Source organism: Streptomyces sp. NPDC044571, assembly GCF_040647115.1.
GTDB lineage: Bacteria > Actinomycetota > Actinomycetes > Streptomycetales > Streptomycetaceae > Streptomyces.
The window spans coordinates 73,356-93,122 of record NZ_JBEZBN010000028.1; the positions used below are offsets into that span (position 1 = coordinate 73,356).

General features: G+C 70.0%; 18 protein-coding genes. 6 read left to right on the top strand and 12 right to left on the bottom strand.

All coding sequences use genetic code 11. The features are described 5' to 3' along the window. From AB0B01_RS17300 to AB0B01_RS17315, 4 genes are read right to left on the bottom strand one after another with little or no spacing between them, the layout of a single operon-like run. The gene (locus tag AB0B01_RS17300) at positions 1 to 1,839 is read right to left on the bottom strand and encodes a hypothetical protein (protein ID WP_361719054.1); all 1,839 of its coding nucleotides are present in this window, start codon (positions 1,837 to 1,839) and stop codon (positions 1 to 3) included. After that, positions 1,829 to 2,602 carry a hypothetical protein gene (locus tag AB0B01_RS17305; RefSeq protein ID WP_361719057.1) on the bottom strand — a complete coding sequence of 258 codons (774 nt, stop codon included), beginning with the start codon at positions 2,600 to 2,602 and terminating at the stop codon, positions 1,829 to 1,831. The genes AB0B01_RS17300 and AB0B01_RS17305 overlap by 11 nt, the downstream gene beginning before the upstream one ends. Before the next feature lie 2 nt (positions 2,603 to 2,604). Continuing rightward, entirely contained in the window at positions 2,605 to 2,943 is a 339-nt protein-coding gene (locus AB0B01_RS17310; RefSeq protein ID WP_361719060.1) for a hypothetical protein, read from the bottom strand. Positions 2,944 to 2,956: 13 nt separating this feature from the next. Further along, the gene (locus tag AB0B01_RS17315; protein ID WP_361719063.1) at positions 2,957 to 3,868 is read right to left on the bottom strand and encodes a hypothetical protein; all 912 of its coding nucleotides are present in this window, start codon (positions 3,866 to 3,868) and stop codon (positions 2,957 to 2,959) included. Positions 3,869 to 4,197: 329 nt separating this feature from the next. Here AB0B01_RS17315 and AB0B01_RS17320 point away from each other — a divergent pair, with 329 nt between their 5' ends. The 4 genes from AB0B01_RS17320 to AB0B01_RS17335 all read left to right on the top strand — a co-directional run bounded on the left by AB0B01_RS17320 (position 4,198) and on the right by AB0B01_RS17335 (position 7,904). Next, positions 4,198 to 5,238, top strand: a complete 1,041-nt coding sequence (locus tag AB0B01_RS17320) for an NlpC/P60 family protein (RefSeq protein ID WP_361719066.1) — start codon at positions 4,198 to 4,200, stop codon at positions 5,236 to 5,238. After that, a complete protein-coding gene (locus AB0B01_RS17325) occupies positions 5,235 to 5,765 on the top strand; it encodes a hypothetical protein (protein ID WP_361719069.1) in 531 nt (176 codons plus the stop codon). The genes AB0B01_RS17320 and AB0B01_RS17325 overlap by 4 nt, the downstream gene beginning before the upstream one ends. Before the next feature lie 125 nt (positions 5,766 to 5,890). Next, positions 5,891 to 6,301, top strand: a complete 411-nt coding sequence (locus AB0B01_RS17330; protein ID WP_361719072.1) for a hypothetical protein — start codon at positions 5,891 to 5,893, stop codon at positions 6,299 to 6,301. A gap of 1 nt (position 6,302) precedes the next feature. Continuing rightward, positions 6,303 to 7,904, top strand: a complete 1,602-nt coding sequence (locus AB0B01_RS17335; RefSeq protein WP_361719075.1) for a hypothetical protein — start codon at positions 6,303 to 6,305, stop codon at positions 7,902 to 7,904. 237 nt (positions 7,905 to 8,141) lie between these two features. Here the strand turns inward: AB0B01_RS17335 and AB0B01_RS17340 are convergent, their stop codons facing one another. Next, positions 8,142 to 8,855 (bottom strand): CbrC family protein, encoded by a 714-nt coding sequence (locus AB0B01_RS17340; RefSeq protein WP_361719078.1) that lies wholly within the window; start codon positions 8,853 to 8,855, stop codon positions 8,142 to 8,144. A 68-nt stretch (positions 8,856 to 8,923) separates the two neighbouring features. On the opposite strand from AB0B01_RS17340, the gene AB0B01_RS17345 reads away from it, so the two are divergent. Then, positions 8,924 to 10,228, top strand: coding sequence for a penicillin-binding transpeptidase domain-containing protein (locus tag AB0B01_RS17345; protein WP_361719079.1), 1,305 nt, complete (start codon positions 8,924 to 8,926; stop codon positions 10,226 to 10,228). A 73-nt stretch (positions 10,229 to 10,301) separates the two neighbouring features. Here the strand turns inward: AB0B01_RS17345 and AB0B01_RS17350 are convergent, their stop codons facing one another. The 7 genes from AB0B01_RS17350 to AB0B01_RS17380 form a co-directional block, all read right to left on the bottom strand. Continuing rightward, complete coding sequence (locus AB0B01_RS17350) at positions 10,302 to 11,348, bottom strand: thiopeptide-type bacteriocin biosynthesis protein (RefSeq protein WP_361719082.1); 1,047 nt, start codon at positions 11,346 to 11,348, stop codon at positions 10,302 to 10,304. Between the two features lie 91 nt (positions 11,349 to 11,439). After that, a complete protein-coding gene (locus AB0B01_RS17355) occupies positions 11,440 to 12,633 on the bottom strand; it encodes a lanthionine synthetase C family protein (RefSeq protein ID WP_361719085.1) in 1,194 nt (397 codons plus the stop codon). After that, positions 12,630 to 15,536 carry a lantibiotic dehydratase gene (locus AB0B01_RS17360; RefSeq protein WP_361719088.1) on the bottom strand — a complete coding sequence of 969 codons (2,907 nt, stop codon included), beginning with the start codon at positions 15,534 to 15,536 and terminating at the stop codon, positions 12,630 to 12,632. Before AB0B01_RS17360 ends, AB0B01_RS17355 begins: the two co-directional genes overlap by 4 nt. Before the next feature lie 176 nt (positions 15,537 to 15,712). After that, on the bottom strand, positions 15,713 to 15,889 hold the full coding sequence (locus AB0B01_RS17365; RefSeq protein WP_361719091.1) for an FxLD family lanthipeptide: 177 nt from the start codon (positions 15,887 to 15,889) through the stop codon (positions 15,713 to 15,715). A 2-nt stretch (positions 15,890 to 15,891) separates the two neighbouring features. Beyond that, positions 15,892 to 17,136 (bottom strand): methyltransferase, FxLD system, encoded by a 1,245-nt coding sequence (fxlM, locus tag AB0B01_RS17370; RefSeq protein WP_361719094.1) that lies wholly within the window; start codon positions 17,134 to 17,136, stop codon positions 15,892 to 15,894. 218 nt (positions 17,137 to 17,354) lie between these two features. Further along, the gene (locus tag AB0B01_RS17375; RefSeq protein WP_361719097.1) at positions 17,355 to 18,011 is read right to left on the bottom strand and encodes a class I SAM-dependent methyltransferase; all 657 of its coding nucleotides are present in this window, start codon (positions 18,009 to 18,011) and stop codon (positions 17,355 to 17,357) included. Beyond that, positions 18,008 to 18,202, bottom strand: coding sequence for a hypothetical protein (locus AB0B01_RS17380; RefSeq protein WP_361719100.1), 195 nt, complete (start codon positions 18,200 to 18,202; stop codon positions 18,008 to 18,010). Before AB0B01_RS17380 ends, AB0B01_RS17375 begins: the two co-directional genes overlap by 4 nt. A gap of 471 nt (positions 18,203 to 18,673) precedes the next feature. Here AB0B01_RS17380 and AB0B01_RS17385 point away from each other — a divergent pair. Next, positions 18,674 to 19,767, top strand: a 1,094-nt coding sequence (locus AB0B01_RS17385; protein WP_361719112.1) for a tetratricopeptide repeat protein, incomplete at its 3' end; no start/stop codon positions are given.

Below are 19,767 nucleotides of genomic sequence, written 5' to 3' on the forward strand. Positions count from 1 at the left end.
TCACTCCTTTCGGGGGGCCGGGGTGGGCTGCGGGCCGGAAGTCGGTGCCTCGGTCGGGGCGCCGACCGGAGCGGGTGCGGGGGACGGCTGCCTGCGCGGCGGGATGACCACGTGCCGGCCGCCGCCGGCGCCGTGGTCGAGGCCGGCGTTGGCGGCCGTGTTGCCCAGACCGGACTCCAGCGAGTCCTTGCCGACCGCCGCGACCTGCAGCCCGAAGGCGGCCATGCTCAGCGCCTTGCCGCCGAAGCGGGCCGCGGACTTGGGGGCCCCTGCGCCGCCGCCCCCGACCGTGGGAGCGGCTGCGGGGGCGTTCTCCGCTTCCAGGGCCTTGGTGTAGCCGGGACCGCCGCCGACGGATCCGGCACCGCTCGGGTCGTGCCGGTATCCGCCGGAGGACGAGGAGGCGGAAGAACCGATCGAGCTGAGCCAGCCGGAGGCCATGGCAGCGCCCGCGCCGTTGGTGGTGAAGACCATGAACTTCGCCAGGGCCGGCCAGCACAGACTGGCCGCGAGGAACATGACGAAGCCGACGATCATGTTCTGTACGCCCTCGCCCGTCGACATGGCGAAGAAGCCGATCGCGAAGCATGTGACGATCGCCGGCTTCATCACCACCAGGGCGATGAACGCGTTGCGGGCCTTGGGCCACCACTCGGCAGTGGCGTCGGAGAGCTGCCCGGCGAGCGTGATGGGCATCGTCGCAATGATGATCATGATGCCAACCTGACGCAGGAGGATCTCCACCCACAGGGCGGCGATCGCCAGGATGCAGACGATCCCGACGACGATGACGACCCCGACGGCGGAGGCCGCCACGCCCTCGCCGGAAATGATCGCGCCGCCGATGGTGGCGGTCCCGCCTCCTCCCGTGATCAGACCGCCGAAGAGCGTTCCGAGCTGCTTCTGCATCGCCGCCGTCGCGGAGTCGGGCCCACTGCCCCCGCCCTCGAACGTGTAGTTGATGATCCAGGTCGACACCGCATCGGCCCAGGTCAAAGCGGTCTGCGCCACGACGAGATAGACGGAGGAGATCACCGCCCACTTGGCCAGACCGGTGAGAGCGGTAGCGGCCGGCCCGCCATCGCGGCTGACCGCGACCTTCCCGAACTGAATCAGCAACAGGAAGGTGGCGACAACAGCGGAGAGAGCCGTCATCAGCCCGGTGATGTTCCCCAGACCCGTCTTGCCGAGGTCGATCGTCGAGTTCTGGTTGAAGAGCTTCGCGAACTCCGACAGCAGCCAGACCACCGACTTGCCGATGTAGGACGCAGCCTCCTTCAACGCATTGGAGGCGAACTCGGAGAACTTGCCCGCGACCCACTCCAGCGGCCCCTTGGCGGGCGTGCCGAACTTCCCCTCTCCCGCATCCCGGCACGCCGTGAACGGCTTCCTCTCCTTCACCACGCAGTCGGTGATGTACTGGTTGAGAGGCTCGTAGTTCTTCCACTGCTTGTCGGGGAAGTCCTTGCGCCACCTCTCCACACGGCGGAGCTCAGCCTCCGTCCGGTCCTCCGGGGAGCAGTCCCGGGCACCGTTGCCGTCCGCGCCTTCACAGGGAATCGTCCTGCCGGGAATCGGCGGGTCGGCTGGACCCGGCCTGTGGCACAGATCGGTGTCGTCGATTTGCTCGACGAGGCAGTACTTCCCCTTCGGATCGAGGCCGACAACATACTGCTCCCACTCCTTGGGGATGGGGTCGGGCGGGCCCGCGGAGGAGTGGTACTTCGGATCGTCGGCCGCGATGGCGACGGACAGAGTGCATCCGGCGCTCAGGAAGGAGAACAGGGCGCAGAGCAGGACCAGAGCACGAGCGGCGCGCTGGAACCGGTCAGTCAGCATGGCGTACCTGGACCCAACCGTCGTTCCAGGCGAAGCGGCTGGTGGGCTCGTAAGCGACGGGGAACGTGCGCAGAGCGTCGAATTCGTCGGTGAACTTCCAAGCTCCGTCCTGCCACTTCACGATGAAGTCGACCATGTCTCCGCGCAGCGGGTTTTCGTCGCGGCCGCCCTTCGGTCCGGTGGCGAACCGGTCGTACGAGATCCACACCTGCATGACATGGCCCACCGGTAGGCCGGGCGCTTGTACCGTGGTGGCCCGCGTGGCGTTGACAGATGTGGTGAAAGTGATGTCGGCCGGAATGCCGCCTGAGGGGGCCAGGCCGAGGGCTTCGCGCATCTTGCGGATCTCGGAGACCCGCTTGTCGACGTAATCAGGCGAGTCCTTGGAGGCCACCGCAGTGAGCTGCTGTCTCGCCTTCTCGTCGTCGAGCCAGTCGTACTCCTCCCAGAAATAGACGACAGCAGAGATTCCCCCGCTGGGTGAGCGGGGGAAGCCCGTGGCCACCCCGTCCTTGTGCCCCGTGGGCTTGCGGAGGATGGTCTTCTGCCCCGTCTCCGGGGTCACCGGACCGGTGACAGCGGTACTCGTCGGCGCAGGTGCACTGGCCGACGGATCGGCGTCGGCGTGTGTCTGTCCCTTGCCGTCTCGCATCAAGGTGGCGGCGGTGTAGCCGCCGGCGACCAGGAGCGCGGCCACCGCCACGGCGATGCCGGCCAGGGCGAAGCGGGCTTGGCGGGCCTTGAGTCCGGAGGAGGAGTCCACGCTCAGCTCCCCTTGGACATGGTGTATACCGCCAGGACCAGGGACGACGTGACGCCGATGCCGCCCGCCCCGATCAGGCTCCACAGCACACCCTGCTTACCCCGCGCCGCGAGGGCAGCGCGTTCCGTGTTGTGACCGATGGCGGTCAGCGCCCAGCCGCTCAGGCCCCCGAGCACAGCGAGAGTCAGGCCACCGCCTGCCGTCCACCCGAGGATCGTGCTGACCGGGCTGTTGACCGTGTCGGGGAGCGACGGCGAGAAGGCCGGCACGGGGCCATCGGCCAGAACGTGCAGACCAGGGTCCGCGGCGAGGGTGTGCAGGCTCATCAGGATCTGGCTCATCGGTGATTCCTCGTCAGACGGAAAGTGCGGGAGCAGAGTGCGGGCGAGTGGCGGGCTGCGGGGCGTCAGGCAGCGGGTCGCCGAAGGCTTCGCGGGCGGCGGCGAGCACGGCGGTGGCCAGCTCTCCGGCCGCATGCCGGGTGCGCGTACGGATCCGGGACGGCTGGGCCTGCAGTCCGTTGGCGCGGATGTCCGGGTCGTACGGCAGGTGGATCACGGCCGCCGCACGGACGGAGAGCATGGTGGCGGCTGCCCGGACGACGGCCGGCGGCCGGCCGTCCGCGGTGGCGGCGAGGACGACCACGGTGCGGTGCAGCGGCATGTCCTCGGCGTTCAGCACCATCACGGCCTGCTGCAGGGCCTGGATTCCGGCCGCAGTCGACTGCGCGCACAGCACGGGAACGGAGAACGGGAGGGCGCACCAGGTTCGGGTCAGGCTCGGGGCTCCGGAGCACCGGGACTCGATGAGGTCGTGGGCCGCCGGGTGCGAGGTGTCCGCGAGGAGGGCCTGCCATCCGCCGGCCGCGGCCAGTTGGTACCAGGCGGCGGGCTCGGCCGGCAGATCCAGCGGGGCGGCGTGCCATTCGCGTGCGTCGGTCAGCACGGCCCATGCGCCGTGGGCGGACTGCCGGACCGCTGCGGCGCTGCGGATGTCCTCACGGCACAGGGGCCGGTCCGGCGGAAGGGCGGCAAGGCCCGGCGCCTGCAGCCCGGCTCCAGCGGTCAACGCCGGCCAGGGGGATGCGAGGCGCGGCGATAAGTCCGCGACCAGGGTGTCGGCGGCCCGCGCGAGTTCGTCGGCGAGCAGGTGCGCCACGGTGGAGCGTGCGCTGCCCCCGGCGGCAGCCATGACCGGGACCACCAGGCGCGCCCGCTCCGGCAGGGTCGGCGGGCTCGCTAACGGCGAGCCGTCCCTCTTCCCCATGAATCCCCCGAAACACGTGACACAAGCCATTACTAGTGTGAATTTCACACACCTGTCGACTCAAAGACGGATCGCACCGGCACCCTACACCGGCCATTCCGACCGACTGAGAGATATTCGGCAGCCCTCTCGTGAGCAGGAATGGCATAGTGTCACGATCCGTTGCGGAACCAAAGCGAGATCAAGTACTGGCCACAGTGGCCGAATTGCTCCTTCGTGGACGCAAACAGGATGTTCGTTGGGGGGATTGAATGCGGGCGAGGCGCTGGTTAGGGTTGGCCGCTGCGGGGGCGGTGGCCACCCCTGTGGCTCTCGGGATCGGCGTGGTCATGCTGATCGCAGCGCTCGCGGAGGACGACGACAAGAGCGGCCGCGTCGGCACCTGGCCCACAGCGGGAGCGCTGAAAATCGGCGGCGCCGACGGTGTGCCCGCCCAGTACGCGCCCCTCATCCTGGCAGCGGCCGCAGCCTGCGACCAGGGACTTCCCCCGGCGATCCTCGCCGCACAGCTGTGGGTCGAGTCCAATTTCGATCCCTCCGCCGTCTCGAAAGACCGCGCCGGAAATCCGATCGCTTACGGGATCGCGCAGTTCATCCCGGACACATGGGCGACTCAGGGAGTCGACGGAGACGGAGACGGAGACAAGGACGTCATGGATCCGGCCGACGCCATCCCCGCTCAGGGCCGGATGATGTGCAGCCTGCTGAAGACGGCGAAGAAGCACTCCGAGTTCAGCGGATCACCCATCGAACTGGCACTGGCCGGCTACAACGCCGGCTGGGGCCGCGTCGAACAATTCCGCGGTCTCCCGCCGGCAAGCTTCGCCGAAGGGCAGACCTATGAGTACGTGAAGGCGATCATGGCGCAGTCAGCGCGGTACACGGCGCCCTCCGGCGGGGGCGGCCCCGTCGATCTCCCCGCGGGTTTCGCCCTGCCCCCGGACACCCCGCCGCAGGTCCGCACCGCCGTGGCCTGGGCCCTCGCGCAGAAGGGCGGCTGGTATCAACTCGGCGGCGACTGCACCGACGCGCTCGGCACCAAGCCGCAGCACTGGTGCGACTGCTCCTCCCTCATGCAGCAGGCGTACAAGGCGGCGGGCATCTCCATCCCGCGCGTCACCTACGATCAGGTGGACCTGCCGATCCAGGTCGACCTGGACAACCCGAAACCCGGGGACCTGGTCTTCAACGCGGGGTCGGACGGCTCGGCCGCCAGCCCCGGCCACGTGGGCATGTACATCGGCTCAGGCCTCCTCATCGAGTCGCCTCGTACGGGGGTCCGTACGCGCATCGTCTCGTACGGCAGCTGGCGCAACTCCTCGAACCACATGACACGGGTGACCGCGGTACGACGGGTGGTGAGCTGGTGAGCGACGACGTCTTCCTGCCGTGGGGCGTGGTCACCCCGGAGTTCTGGACGGTGACCGAGGCCGTCCCCGGCCTGCGCGCTCCCTCGAACGTCCCGGTGGCCGAGCGGATCGCGGAAATCTCCGCCCTGGCCACGGAGGGCGCCCTGGAGAAGGCCACGCTGCTCGCCGGGCAGCTCGACGAGGACCACACCGCCGCTTGCGGCGGGACGGTCACCACAGCCACCGCCGACATCCGTGAGATCCGCGGCTACCTGGCCAGCCTGAGCGGTGATCACCGGGCGGCCGTGGGCTGGTACCTGCACATGGTCCGCCTCCGCGCCGGCCTGCACGGGCCCCATCACCCCGACACCGAGGCAGCCGTACGCCGTACGTACAGCCTCTGGCGGGGAATCGGAAACCCGATACTCAGCCACCGTCTCGGCCAGGAGCTGCTGACCTCGGTCATCGGCATCCAGGGGCCGCACAGCGCGACTGCCGTACGCATCCGCCAGGTACTCGCGAGACCCGCGCTCGAACCTCCTGCCTAGCCGTGCACCCCGAACGGGTGCCCCGGTTTCCACAACCAGGTGGTTGTCCACAGCCTTTCCACGCGCCCCGGCTCCGGGTGGGACGATCACGCAATGCCGACCTCGACACAACGGAAGGAACCTCGATGCCCTCATCCGCCCTGATGGGTCTCTCCGCGCAGCTCGACTCCGACGACACACTCACGGTGCTGGCGGCGGCCTGGGACGTCTTCACTCTGGCCGCACAGCTGTCCAGCGCGATCACCTTCGAAGAAGGCAGCGACGAACTGCAGGCGATGATCGCCACCCAGAAGTGCATCGAAGGCCGCAGCCGACTGCCCCTTCCCACCACCGGCGAACCCGTCCCAGCCCCCGATCCAGCGCCGGGCGCCGCGGCCCTGACCCCGTACGTGCAGCTGCTCAAGCACGTAGGAAGATCGCTCACACACCTGGCCGCGACAGCGGAAGGCAGCGAAGAAGGCAAGCATTCGCTGGTCCTCACGTCGGAGCTGGCCGAGGGCGCCGCTGCGGCACTCGTCGCCGTACGGGGGCATTGAGGTGACGACGTTAGGCGAACTGTTCGACGCCGCGATCACCCAGCTCCAGGACGCAGCCCGCGAACCGATGCCGGCTGCCGGCCCGGGAGAGCGAGCGGCGTTGGCTGGACACGTCGACACGGTCCTGCAGCAGATCAGACGGGGCCTGGGCCCCGGGGCCTACACGCCGGTAGCGACGACGGAGGAGCGATTCCTTACATCGGCTGAGAAGGACCTCGCGGGCTGGCTGACGCAGGCTTCGACGTGGCTGGGCCGGGCCCAGGGCTACCTGGCTCCGGGAGTTGACGGCGCAGGACGCGCCGGTGCGCGGATCAAGGGTGCCGCCCAGGCCATTGGAACGGTACGTGACACCATCAGCAGTCACCTCGGCCCGGACCGGGCTCCGCTCACGCCGTACGCCTACCTCCTACGGCATCAGAGCGCCTTCGACTACCTCTCCGGTCGTTACGCCGAGGTGACGCGGGCGGCGGGGCAGGTCGTGCACCGGATCGCCCAGAACAGCGAACACCCAGGGGCTGCCGAGGCCTTCGAGGCAGCTCGCGTCTCCCTGGACAAGGCCTCCGTACTCACCCGAGCCGCGACCCGCGAGGCCGGTGCACACTGGGCGGCGTTCCCGCTCGCCCTGCCGGTCCTGCCCGTCCAGGCCACGCCGAGCGATCCCACGAGCGCGGTGACCACGCGCCTCGCGGAGGACAGCGAGCGTCTCTCCCGGGCCGCCTACGCGGCACTGCACGACCGCGACGAACAACGTCTGAGCGGCTCCGACCTCAAGCAGCTGTCCCACTGGACGTCGATGGCACGCCTCTTGGCCGGCCGGATTGCGTTGAAGACTGCTGAAGAACTTCCGGCCGGGGATGTCGCCGGCGCCTTCAAGGACGCCGCCGGTGCCCTACGGGAGTCCTCCCACGCATGGCAAGACGCGGTCGGCAAGTGGCTGGTGGTGGTCGACACCAGCGATCCTCGCGAGCACCCCGCCCTTGCGCCCCCCTCCTACGAGGTGGTCCGCCACGGGCGGGTCGCCCGGATGCCTTCGCCCGACCCGCACCCGGCCACGGTGATCTCACGGACATCAGCCACGCGCCTGGGGCAGCTGCTGTTCGGCGCAGAGTGGACCCCGGATCACGGACCAGGGCCAGGACGATCGGCCGCCGACATCCTCGCGGACGCCGGTGGACCAGGCCCTCTGGCAGCCTCGTTGTACCGGCTGCCCTCAGCCGGATGGCAGATGTCAGCCGCAGCCCCATGGACGATCAAGCGAGCGGGAGCCACTTTGGTGTCCAACGCCCCCGGCCACCGGCCACCGGACTGGAAGAAGGCGTTTCGCTTCTACCCGGTGCACAGGCGCGAGGTGGAAGCCCTGACGGCGGCCTACTCCGCAGTGATGGCTGCGGAACAGAGAACCGCAGGGACGCTGCTCGCCGCGGCCCGCCGAGCCGGCACCACCGTCCCCCGCGCCGTACTCGACGCTTCCGCACATCAGGCCATCGCCGCCGAACAGCGCTGGGCCCCATCCCACCAAGTCCAGGCACCGCAACGCCCTGTACCGAGAGCGTCGGTCCCACAGGACCTGATGACGGTCCGCCGCCCGGGCCCACGACGTTGACGCCGCTCGGACATGCTGCGGCGTGAGGCTCTCCTGGTCTGGTGGGCGAGGCCAACGCCAGGACATGCCGCCCGGGGAATTCAGCGGTACGAGGCGACATCCCCGCGCGGGTGTGGGAAACAGTTGGCGTCGTAGCTGACGCGGGACCTCACCGCGGGGTCACCCGCAGGTGCGTAGGGACGACGCATGGACGCCCTGCCCCAGCTTCCCGTTTAACCTCGGACAGCGTTGGCTGCCTTATGTGGCGTCCGAGTATGCGAGGTGGATTCCGCAAGAGCGGCACCTGAATAGGTACGCGGTCGGCTGGCCGTCCTTGGACAGGGCGCTGATGTACTTCTCGATCTGAGCCGAGGGCCACGACTCTGCGAGGTCTTCGCGGAGGGCAGTCAGGGCTTCTGGATAGTTGGCGAGGTCTGCGGCGCTGGCAGTTCCGAGGAATGCTGCGCCGTCGCCGCAGTGGACCAGCCAGCGTTCCTGCTGCCATCCGGCAAATCCGGGCGTGCGACTGGTGATCTTCAGCAGGCGGTCCACGGGGACGTCATCCACCACGTCAGTGAACTGGGCCTCGAAGCGTTCTGCGGCGCTTCCGTCGGCGATGCACCAGGGACAGAGCTGCCCCCGAAGGTCCTCGACTGCGAACACCGGACCCGTATAGGCGTAACCGCGTGCCTGACCGCAGCATGGGCACGTGGCTTCCGAGCGCACGACAGCACCGGTGGCCACGGGGTCCGGGTGGTAGGGAAAGACGGGAAGTTCTGTCACGGCCGGGGACCGTATCAGTCGACGGTCCGGCCGGACTGGTGGGCCCGGTCGGCATCTGCCGCCCCGCCACGTCTGGGTCTGGTGCCTGTCTCGTCGTGGGTGGGGCGGCTGTATGCCTCGCCGGTGGCAAGGACTCGGCCCACGCCGTAGCGGGTGGCGGTGCAGCGGTTCTTCGAGCCAGCAGCCCACGCAGTTCAGCTACCCCGGCTGCGGGCATCGCCGCGGGCGTGGATCTTGTCGACCTCTAAAATGCAGGCATGCCCCTTCGCCTCCGTCCCTCTGGCGTCTTACTCACCGCGCTCGCCACCCTGCTCGCCATGTCCGTGTCAGGGTGTACCGCTGAGGGAGGGGCCCCAACGACAGCCGGCTCGACGGCTGGGGGCAAAGCCGGGGAAGCAACGCCAGATGCGAAGCCGCGCGCTCCCAAACAGGACGGAAGCCCCGGCGACATCCTGGTCGCCGGGCGCCCCATCACGGGATCGGATCGGTCCGGCATCCCCAAGGCTCCGTTCAAACGCACCTACACCGACGGTGAGCTGTACGCCGCGGTCACCGGGTACTGGTCCATGGCCTTTGGTTCTTCCGGGCTTGATGCTCTCCTGGCCGACGACATCAAGGCGGGCAAGGATGTGGTGACCACCATCGACCCGGCTGTGCAGCGTGCCGCCTATGACGGACTACGAGGTCAGCGTGGAGCCGCGATCGTCCTCGACGCGGAAACGGGCGACATCCTCGGGCAGGTGAGCACCCCGTCGTACGACCCCGGTTCCTTCAGCGGGAACTCCATGGCCGATCAACGGGCGTGGGTCCAGGTGAAGGACCTCGACGACAGGCCCCTCACCAACCGGGCCCTGCGCCACGTGGACAACCCAGGGTCAGCCATCCACGTCCTGGTTGCGGCCGCAGCCCTGGAGAAGGGCCTCCTTCCGTCGGTGGACACGCCCACCCGGAGCCCGGCCGTCTACGTCGCCCCGAACAGCACCACCCAGTTCTCCGGCGATCCGGCTCACTGCACCGACGCCACCCTCCGTGCTGCCCTGCGGTACGCGTGCGCGAACGTCTTCGCCGGCATCGCTTCCGACCTCGGCGCCGACGCGCTGGCATCGACGGCCCAGACGTTCGGGTTCAACAACGACATGATGGATACGCCGCTGCGTGCCTTCGACAGCACCTGGCCGAAGAAGCCCGAGAATCCCACCCAGCTCGCCCTCATGGCCAACGGCCTGTTCGAGGTGAAGGCGACCCCGGTGCAGATGGCCATGGTGATGGCCCTCCTCGTGAACGGCGGGAGTCGCGTCCATCCCAATCTCGTCACCGGTTCGAAGGCCGCTGTGCCCGCCCAGCGGGTGGTCGCCCAGCGCACTGCGGATCAGCTGCGGTCGGTCCTCGGTGACTCGTTCGGCACGTGGGTGCCTTCCGCATCGGCCGCCTGGGCGTTGTCAGCCACCCGGACCCCGGCTGGCCGGTCGGTGGCCATCGCCGTTTACATCTCCTCGCCCGCCGACTCCACGGCGCAGGCCGGACAGGTCGCAGAACGGATCTCCTCAGCCACTCGAAAGTAGACTGTGACGCGGTCCGGGTCCAGGCCTGCGTTGGCGAGTTCCAGGGCGTCCCGAAGGTTGACCAGTGGCCGGGTCAGCGCTTACACGGTCGTCCTTCTCGACGCGGTCGATCACCGGGATGGCCGGGGTGCGAGGAAGAACCGCACTGCAGGGGGGCGTCAGGGTTCATCACTGTGTGCGTGGCGGCATGGGCAATGAGGGCCTGGAGGCGGGCGCTGAGCCCAAGCCGGTTCCAGTGGAAGATCACATGGTGTCCGAGAACCTGCCGCAGGCCCCGTTCGAGGGACCCGGCTGCTGCAGCCTCGCCGAGGGCACGTCCTGCGGTCTCAAAAGCGCCGAACCACGGCGCGATGGCTTCCAGCGTGCCGTCGGGGGCCAGGAGAGGGGAGGGGTCGGCGTTCATCAGCGTGCGGATGCCGTGGCCGAGTTCGGCAAGCTGGATGGTCGTCACGTCCGCCGGAAGGGGCCGTAGGCGAGAGACCTTGTCCCAGACGTCGCCCTGCTCGAACCACTCCAGGCCCGCGGCTCGGAACAGTGCACAGAGCAAGAGCACGGACAGTTCGCGGCGGCCCAGGGGCGGCTCTGCATCCTGGATGTGGTCGAGGATGTGGGTGCTGTCGGCGTGGAACAGGGCGTGGGCGATGTCCATGGCGTCCGGCCCTCCGAAGGCGGGAACCTCGGGCTCGTAGACGGTCGGCCACCAGCGGATGATCGACCGATGTTCCACGAGGGCGTCGAGGATGCCCGCGAGGACGTGTGGAAGCCGGTCGGTCCTTTGGGGTCCGGGCATGGCGCGCAGCCGCCACTGGGGGGCCTTGCGGACGAACCACCAGGCGCCGACGAGCCCGGCTCGTTCTGCATCGGCGAGCCTCCGGGCGAGTAGGGCGGCGGCGTCCTCGCAGCGGTTCCAGTCGGGGAACTCGACGCGAAACTGGTACCAGTCGAGGCGGGCGGCCTGCGCAGCCAGAGCGTCCCGTCCGGCGGCCCGGTACAGGGCGACGGCGTCGCCCAGTTCCGCGGGGTCGATGCCCGTGCGAGCGGCGATGTCGGGAACCGGCTGGCCGGTGAGGACGGCGAGGACCGCGTGCTCGGTCTGCTGGGAGGCGGAGGGGGTGTTCATCGGGGGCTGGGGTCCTCTCCAGAGAAGGGGGCGGGAAGCAGGCGGCCGGCGGGTATAGGGCTGGAGCACCTGCGCGCCGTCTGGGGCCTGGCTAGTCGATGAGGAGGCACGCGTCCCAGTGGGAGGCAGGGGGCCGGTCGTTGAGGGCGGTGGCCTGGGCCAGGGCCTGGCCGGCGGCGCCCTCAAGGAACTCGGGGCTTCCGGAGGCATGCTGGCTGGTGAGGGTGTCGGCAAGACGGCGGGCGTCGGCATCGAGACCGGGTGCGCGGGCGTCTTGGGCGGCCCGCCACACGGTCTGGAACAGGCCGGCCGTACCGTGGCACAGGCCGGAGGCGGTGACATGGACGAGCTGGCTTTCGTCAGCGAGGCAGGCGCCCAGCGCGTGCTCGGCGGCGCGCTGGCGGCCGGTGTCGGTGGTGGCGATGGCGGCGAGCTGGAGGGCGCGGGTGATGCCGGGGGTCCCGTAGCACCAGGATGGCCGGCCCGGGCCCGAGCTGTGCGGCCGTTCGGTGGCGGCTTCCTCACGGGTGATCGTCTCCGGCCACCACGGGCCACGCTCCCCGTGCTGCTGCCACCGGTCGAGCCAGGTGGTGATGGCGTGGACGGCCTCCCGCTGGCCGTCCACGACCGCGCCCCGGCGCAGGGCTTGGGCGAGGAGGGCGAGGGGGCCGGTGATGCCGTGGGCCATGCCGAAATTCGCGTGTCCGCCGGACGTATAGAGGCGGTGGGGATCGTGGGCGCACCACCAGCCCGGCAGTCTCTCGCCGTCCACGGCCACCGGGTGGGTCAGGGCGACGAGGTAGGAGAGGACGGCGGCAAGGGCGTCATCGCCAGGGGTGTGGTGGAGCAGGTGCACGCCGATGCCGGTGAGTCCGTGCAGGAGGTCGTACTCGGCGAACGCTGCCGGTTCGCCGCGCCGGATGCGGGCGTGGGCGGCCTGCACCCGGCGGTGCGCGAGGGCGGCGGTGGCGGCGTCGAGCTTGTCGCGGGCCGCGCGGTAGCGGTCCTGTCCGTCGGCCCCGGCCGCGTGCAGGACGAACGCCAGGGCCGGGGCCCCGTAGGTGAGGCATGCGGAGTCGGTTGCGGTCACCTCCGACCGGGTCGCGGCCGCCAGCCACGCCCTCGCGGGGTCCCAGCCTCCGGCGCCGCTGAGGGCCTGCTCGATGTGCCACAGCGCCACTCCGGCCGGGCCCTTGGCCAACGACTGGGCCAGCGCCGTGCCCTGCCCTTCGTCGGGGGCGTGCAGGTGGCGGTATCGGGCCTGGAGAACGGTTGCCGTGTTCACGGGCGGGGCTTCCGACGGTGGGTGTGCCCGAGGGCGACGGCGCGGACGAGACGGCGGGTTGTCCGCTCGGCTTCGGAACCAGCGCCGACGGCACGCAGGTGGTGGAGCTGGAGCAGCGCGCACAGCACGGTCGCCGGGTCGTGCTCGGCGGCCAGGGCGTGGCGGTAGGCGGTGAGCGCTTCGGCGCGGGCCGCCCACGCGGCCGTGACAGGATGCCCGTCCGGCTGGCGGCGCCAGGCGGCATCGGCCGCTGCGAGGGCCTGCGCCTGCCGGGAGAGCCCGGCGTCCAATGGTCCGCGTTCGCGCGGCAGGTGCGCGGCCAGCCAGGACCATCCGTCACCAGGGGTGGGCGCGAAGGCGGTGGCGAGGTCGGCGAGGGAGACGGCGGTGAGCGCTTCGGCCGGGGTTCCGGTGCGCACTGCGTACGCGATCTGGGCGAGGGCGGCGGCGCTGTCGGCCGCGAACACCAGCTCGGCGGCTGCACGGGCCGGACCGTGGCCAAACCGGGCGTTCTGTGGCTGGTGGGTGGTCAGGTCCAGGCCGGAAGCGAGCTGTTGGCGACGCAGCTCGTCGGCCCAGGCGCCGAGTCGTTCGGTGGCGTGCCCGTAAGCGGCCTGGTCGGGGAGCCGCAGGACGAGCGTGAGGTGTGAGGCGTGGTCGCGGTGGCGAGTGAACCACCACGGTGGGGCAACGTGCCATCCGGCCAGCAGCCGGGGCAGGTGCTCGGTGAGGATCTCGTCCTGCCGGTCAGAGTGCCCGTACAGACGAGCGCGCACCGTACGGGAGGCCCCAGGTAACTCTGCCACTGGCATCAGGACAGGGAGCGCGACCCGCCGGGCAGCGGTGGCAGCCGTGCTGTGCAGGACGGTGAGGAACTCGTGGGCGCGACCCATGAACCCGCCCGCGGAAGGTGACATGGAGCCTGCGGCCGGCGAAGGCGCTTCGCGCACTTCCACCTCCCGGGCCTTGTTGAGCCGGGCCCGCAGCAGTTCCCGGTGCAACGGCACGTTCAGATCCAATGGCAGCCGCATCTCCGTCTCCACGAGAACGACGCGGGCCGGCAGCTTCTGCCGGGTGCGCCAATGGTCGAACGCCTCCTCCCACACGAGCCGCTCGGCGGACGGGCCGGGCAGTTGGGCGGCGACCAGGAGCCAGCGGGCCGGGGTGAGGACGGTCCGGCCGTGCCGCAGGCGGGGCAGGTAGGGCAGCCGGGCGGCGGCGCCCCAGTCGGGAAGCCGCCATACGGTACGGCGGGCTCCGGCAACTTCGGCGAGGAACCGCACCAGCGGAGGCGTCAGCACCCGCGGTTCCAGCGCGTGCAGGACGCGAGGCTCCACCGGCCGGCCGGTGGAGGCCCGAATCAGGTAGAGGTGTTCGAGGTCGCAGGTGACGGCGAGGTCGTTCAACGCGATGCTGCCGGGCCCCTGATCAGGCCAGCCGAGCGCGATGGTGTGCTTCAGCAGGTGGGGAACACGGGTGACGTTGGTGCTGCGGCGCCTGCGGGGCGGGAAGACCAGCTGCGCGGGCAGCGGCCCGGGCGGCCCGGCGAGGGCGGCGGTCAGCCGGTCGGCGTCAGAGCCGGGCAGGAGGTCGACGAACCGTCCAGCCATGGAGGAGGCGGGACGGGCCGCGGAGGTCAGCCACACCTCAAAACGGCCCCGTCGTACGTCATCCGCGGTGTCTGCTTGGAGCTGGAAAGCGACCTCGACACACGGCGGCGGGACCAGCTCGGCCGCGTCCACCACGGCCAGTTCGGCGATGAGCTCCTCGGTGAGGACCACCTCCCGAGCCCCGTCGAGGGCGGCTTGTTGGGCGAGGGCCAGGAACGCTTCGTCACGGGCGGACAGCGTTCGGGCCGGGGCCGGGCGGTCGGCGCCGAGGTAACCAGCCGGCCAGCCGAGCCCGGCGTCGCCGACCAGCTCGGTCACCGGCACGGCTGCGCCGTCCCCGTACGTCTGCAAGAAGCACTGGTGGTAGTCCGTCCACGCCGGAGGACCCGAGGGGTACGGCGAGAGCCGTACAAGGGCGGACGCTGCGCTCGCGACCTCGGACAGGACTGCCTCGGGGACGGTGATGTTCGCGTCGAGGGCGGTGTCCGGCCAGGACGACGAAGGACTTCCGACCGTCTGTCCCGCGAGGGTGGGCACCGGATCGGCAGCGGCAGGAGCGGTCACCGCGTTAAGGATTCCGACGGGGTCGGTGGCGGTGGCCGCCTCGTCCAGAGCCGACAGCAGCACGCCGTGCTCCAGCAGCTGCGCCAGGAGCCGGCGCACGGTGGCGCTGTCGACGTGGGGGAAGTCGGCAGAGACGGCTTTGGCCACGTCGGCGAACACGGCAGGGGTCGAGGCGGCGGCGAGCGCGGAGCGCACGGGGCCGGTGGCTGCCACCGACACCTCTAGCGGAGCCAGCCCCTTGGCGGGCGTACGGCCGGGCGCGACGATCCGCCCGCCCCGGGTGACGGCTGCTGGATTCGCCGCGACGGGCAGCCACTCCAGGCTCTCGGGGTTGCAGGTGAGCTGGTCGGCGACCGCCCCCAGCCAGGGGGCGTCCGGGCGCAGTACAGTGCGGTGCCCGCCCCACTGGGCGCGGGGCTGCGGGCCGGTGCGCGCGGGTGCTACGCCGGCGAAGTGTCCGAAGGGGGTTGCCCGGCCCTGCCAGCGCAGCAGGTAGGCGGCGGTGGAGTGCACAAGCCGCCGGACCTCCTTTACCCCTGGCGAGTCGGCGGTCAGCATGGCGACGCTCTGCGTGGCCAGGACGGGGCTCGCGGCTTCGAGCGCCTGGCGGGCCTGCGGATTTTCCCAGACGGCTGCCAGCCAGGTCCGGCCGCGCTCGGCGGCTCCGGGCCCGCAGAGGTCTACGTCCGCTTCCGGGACTCCTGTCCCGGGATAGGTGGTGGCTCGCACCAACAAAGCTCCCGTGTGCCGGTACAGCCGCGCTCCGCCCGCCATGTCCTGTGCCTCCTCGCTGTCGTCGTGGTGCCGCCGGGCACACCGTCGTGTGCCCGGCGTCGGGTGGTGGGAGGTGAGGTGGAGCACCGCGGCCGGCACTGGTGCTCTCCCTCACCTCGCGGCGGCCCGGGTCAGGCGGCGTCGCCGCTGAGAGAGACGCAGGCGGTGGCGCCGTTGGCGCAGGTGCTGCCGCAGCCGTCGCCGGTGTCCTGCAGGAGGCTTGCGATGGGCGCTCCTGCCTCGACGACCCGCACGTCGAGGTGGAACTCGCTGGCGCCGGTCGTGGCCTGCTGGATCTGGTGTGCCATGATCACTTCTCCTTCTCGGTGATGGGGTTCTTACTGACCTGGCCCTTCTGGGGCCAGGAGATGACGATGCGGCGGTGCCGCTTGGTGATGACCCGCCCGGGGGGTAGGTCGGCTTCCGAGGTGCCGGCCGGGTAGACGTAGATGACCGGCTCGTCCTGACGGTGATCGCGGTCCCACGTTTGGAGCTCCTCGGCGAGGGCGTCGGCCACCTCTGCCGCATTGGGCCCGTAGCCGTGCACGCCGAACTCGGCGCCTTCGCCGGTGGGGCGGATGGCCAGGTAGGCGAGGGAGTCGCCGTCGAGGAGGGTGATGTTCGCCCGCTTGTTCTGCGGGGCGACGAGGCCGGTGTCCATCTCGGTGTCCACGGACATCAGGCAGAATCCGTCGAGGGCCGAAGCCAGCCACATCTGCATGCCCTTGATGGGCTCGCCCGGCGCGACGGTGACCCCCGTCCATTTCTCCACCCGGTCGGTGTCGAACACGCCGTTCAGGGCGTCGGGGTCGGCCGGCCATCCCTCATCGAAGCGGAGCCCGATCTCCTTGCCCCGGATCAGCAGCAGGCGCTCGATGTGCTCGCCCTCGCCCTGCATGGTGACGAATCCGCAGACCTCGGCGGACCGGGAAACGAGGCGGTCGCCGTCGCGGTCGAAGCTGATCGAGCGGGTCAGGCCGCGCGTGCGCAGCGGCACGACCAGCCGGCCGTCCTCTGCAAGCTGATCCGTCCATGCAGGGGGGATGTCCCAGGCCCCGACGGTCACGATCAGCCGGTCCAGAGTGCCGGCGTCCGGGAGGCCGTGCTCGGCGTCCGCGAGGACGACCCGAACCCCCTCGTACCCGTTCGCGTCCAGCAGCCGTCGGGCGCGGTCGGTAACGTCACGGTCGATGTCGATGGTGACGACCGAGCCGTCCGGCCCTGCCACCTCCGCCATCAGAGCCGCGTTGTAGCCACCGGAGCCGACCTCACCGAGCCGCATTCCCGCCTGGATCTCAGCCTGCTCCAGCATCATTGCCTGGACGTCGGGGGCCGAGACGGAGCTGACGTCGATGCCATGCTCGTTCTTCTTCGTGGCCACGGCATCGTGGGCGGCGTACGCCTGGACGAGGGGTGCCTCCGGGGCAAAAGCATGACGGGCAACGGTCCGGAACGCGGCCTCGACCGCCTTGCTGCGGATGGTGCCCGCCCTGACGAGCTGGTCCACCATTGCGGTACGCAGCGCCTCGGGGGAGGCAGTTTCACCATGGGTCATTCGGCTACCTGTCTTCTTGTCCTGGTGGAGTGGTTCGAAGCCCCCGCCCGCCAGCCCCTCAGCGGGTCGTGGGCCGGGACACCGCACGTGGAGAACTGCGGTGGGGGGAGGACGGTGTTCGGCGACGCCAGCAGGCCGCCGCCCCGGCGCCCGGGTACGCGCCGCAAGGCGCGACAGCTCCGGGAGATGACTGGCACAAACCCCCTCGGTGATGTGGCTCAGTAGCCTGTCGGGCCGGTAAGCGCCAGGGCGGTGAACTCGCTCGACCAGTCCAGATCCCAGCGTTCTGTGTGCAGCCACCCCTTCCGCAGCTGTTCGATCAGCTCGTTCGGGTAGCCGCGGAAGTAGCCATCGGGCTGCTTTTCCCATACCTGCACCACCACGTAGACGACGCCCGTCCGGGGCCTGACCCAGCGTCGGGCGTCCGTCATGAAGCGGTGCACATTGAGGTACGGCAGCACCAGCCGGCAGGCCAATACGTCCACGCCGCCCGGCACCAGTGCCTGAGGTGCGTTGCCCGTCAGGAAGTCGTGAACTTCGAAAGACAGCCGCTTCTCGCCGGACCAGGTCTGGCGGGCGCGCTCTACCGCAACCGGCGACCAGTCGTAGCCAGTCGTGCACAGGCCCTCGCGGGCGAGTGCCGTTGCCAGCACCCCCCAGCCGCTGCCCACGTCTACAGCCGTATTCATCCCCGCCCCGAGGACGTGCCGCTGGATGCCATCGAGCTCGTACGTGGTCAAGGGCAGGTTTTCCTGCGGATGCGATGCCGAGTAGAAGCGGTCCCAGGCGGTGCGCTTGCGCAGGGCGTCGATCGGGTCAGCCGGCACGGGGGAGGACGAGCCAAGCGGGTTCGACAGGGTCGGCAGCCTGCTCACTCTGTGCCGCCCTGACAAGTCGGGCGGGCCTCACCGGCGCCAATCGCCGAAAGGTACTCGTTGCCGGCATCGACAAAAAGGTCCTTGGAGCTTTCCAGTTCTTCCAGGACCCGCCTTCGCCGTAACTCCTGCTGCGGCGTGCACACGGGCAGCCGGCCCGGTTCCTCCGCCCTGGTGTGCTCCATGGTCATCGTCCCCTCTCTCCCTCGCGTACCAGTACGCGACCATCAGTCCGAACACGATCAGCACGATCAACGCCTGCAAGATCCACTGTCGCCAGCCCAACCGGAACCACCGATCCGCCCACCGTGGCCTGTCCATCCAGCCCCGTCTCGAAGGGCGCGGCCCATGACCTTCTCCCGACCGCCGGCCGCGCGAAACCACAGCGGCCGGTTCGGCGGGCTCGGATCGTGCAAGGCGAGGGTGCGTCCGCTCGCCCCGCGCTTCCGGCACGGCAGGGAGGGGGTGCTCATGTCCTGGCTCCTGTCCGACGGGGACGCAGCGGGCCGCAGGGCGGCGCGAGGAAGGGCCTGCGACCCGCTGCTGAGGGGACGTCCGCCCAGTGGGGACGGCCTGGTGTTCAGTCAACCGGCAGCCACGGATAGTGAGTACCGTTGGAGCGGGACTGGACCGTGAAAGCCGTGAAAGTTCGGGGGACGACAATGACGGCACGCACACCGAACACAGCCTTAGCGGCCCTCTTCGACGAAACCGGTTGGTCGCGGGGGCAGTTCATCCGGGCCATCGACCGCGTGGGCGCCGAGGTGGGCATCTCCTTCGGCTACGACGAGACAGCCATTCCAAAGTGGCTCGGCGGGACGTTGCCGCGTAAGACGGTCCGGCCGCTGATCCTCGAAGCGCTGTCACGGAAGCTGGGCAGGCCCGTCACCGCCTGCACGGCCGGTTTCGCCGAATCGCCCGAGCTTTCGGATCAGTCGCCGGATACCGTGGCTGGACTGGTCGATCTCGGGAGCGCAGACATGGACCCTTCACGCAGGAGTGTTCTCCGCGCGGGACTGTTCTCGGCTGCTGCGATTATCCCGGGCTGGCCGGACGTACAAGGCAGGCTTGAGCGGATCCAGGCCGACCCCCACACCCGGATCGGGATGGCGGACGTTGACACGATCATCGCGATGACTGAGCACATAAGCGATATGGACGACAAATTCGGGGGCCGAATGGCAAGGCCCGTGGCTGCCGCGTTCCTCGTGAACACCATCGTTCCGGCACTCAAGGCCACCGCCTCCGACAGCGCGAAGAACGCGCTGCGCTCGGCCGCCGCCGATCACTGCTACCTCACGGGCTACATGGCGATGGACGAGCGCCAGGACGGCCTCGCCCAGCAGTACTACATGAAGGCCCTCGAACTGGCCGGAGCCGCAGGTGACCACCTCACGTACTGCACCACCTTGCGCGGGATGAGCGTTCAGGCCGTAGACCTCGGTCACGGTCCCCTCGCGCTACGCCTGGCCGACGCCGCCGCTTCCGCCTCCCCGCAGGCCGGGCCGAGGATGCTCGCCTTCCTCACCGGACAGCAAGCCCACGCCGCCGCCCAGACCCGGGACCGCACCGGCGCCCTCATGCGGATCAAGGAAGCGGAGACCGCGATGGAGAAGGCGGAGTCGAGGGCGAAGGCCTTCGGCTCATACGACCCTTCGGCGCTGAACTACCACATCGGACAAGTCCGGTACGAGCTGGGCGACGTCGCCGGGTCGATCGATTCCATGGAGCTGGCGGATCGGTTGAGGGAGCCCGT

What these genes read in the sequence shown, in the direction of transcription:
- AB0B01_RS17300 (WP_361719054.1), bottom strand. Translation starts at nt 1,839, where the DNA reads ATGCTGACTGACCGGTTCCAGCGCGCCGCTCGTGCTCTGGTCCTGCTC.
- AB0B01_RS17310 (WP_361719060.1), bottom strand. Translation starts at nt 2,943, where the DNA reads ATGAGCCAGATCCTGATGAGCCTGCACACCCTCGCCGCGGACCCTGGT.
- AB0B01_RS17315 (WP_361719063.1), bottom strand. Translation starts at nt 3,868, where the DNA reads ATGGGGAAGAGGGACGGCTCGCCGTTAGCGAGCCCGCCGACCCTGCCG.
- AB0B01_RS17320 (WP_361719066.1), top strand. Translation starts at nt 4,198, where the DNA reads ATGCTGATCGCAGCGCTCGCGGAGGACGACGACAAGAGCGGCCGCGTC.
- AB0B01_RS17330 (WP_361719072.1), top strand. Translation starts at nt 5,891, where the DNA reads ATGCCCTCATCCGCCCTGATGGGTCTCTCCGCGCAGCTCGACTCCGAC.
- AB0B01_RS17345 (WP_361719079.1), top strand. Translation starts at nt 8,924, where the DNA reads ATGCCCCTTCGCCTCCGTCCCTCTGGCGTCTTACTCACCGCGCTCGCC.
- AB0B01_RS17350 (WP_361719082.1), bottom strand. Translation starts at nt 11,348, where the DNA reads ATGAACACCCCCTCCGCCTCCCAGCAGACCGAGCACGCGGTCCTCGCC.
- AB0B01_RS17365 (WP_361719091.1), bottom strand. Translation starts at nt 15,889, where the DNA reads ATGGCACACCAGATCCAGCAGGCCACGACCGGCGCCAGCGAGTTCCAC.
- fxlM (WP_361719094.1), bottom strand. Translation starts at nt 17,136, where the DNA reads ATGACCCATGGTGAAACTGCCTCCCCCGAGGCGCTGCGTACCGCAATG.
- AB0B01_RS17380 (WP_361719100.1), bottom strand. Translation starts at nt 18,202, where the DNA reads ATGACCATGGAGCACACCAGGGCGGAGGAACCGGGCCGGCTGCCCGTG.